The following is a 311-nucleotide window of genomic DNA, read 5'->3' on the forward strand; positions in this document are numbered from 1 at the left end:
GCCGAACTCGAAGACCGCGCCGCACTGGAAGTGTTCTCGGCCGACCCCACCCACATGGAGGTGGCCATGTTCATCCTCGAGTTCCGGAGAAACACCGACATCGCCATCCTCGACGTCGAGATCTAACAACGCGGGGCCCCCGAACTAGCGGTTCGGGAGCCCCCGCTCGAGGCGATGGCAGACGAGATGGGTTTTAGATCCAAATACGTTCCGAGGCGGCTTTCGCCTCCCTGGTTGGGGTCGACCCAATTCCCGCTTCATCTGGAAATGCCGTCCGTCCCAGGCTCAACCGCGGCGGCGACAGGACCCTG

The 311-nt window shown here is 63.0% G+C and carries 1 pseudogene; it reads left to right on the forward strand.

What is annotated here, in order from left to right:
• Nucleotides 1-200: 200 nt before the first annotated feature.
• Nucleotides 201-311 (forward strand): annotated as a pseudogene (locus tag SB679_RS23605) (transposase); the annotation flags it as partial.

This window comes from Chryseobacterium sp. SIMBA_029 (genome assembly GCF_046535275.1).
Taxonomy (GTDB): domain Bacteria; phylum Bacteroidota; class Bacteroidia; order Flavobacteriales; family Weeksellaceae; genus Chryseobacterium.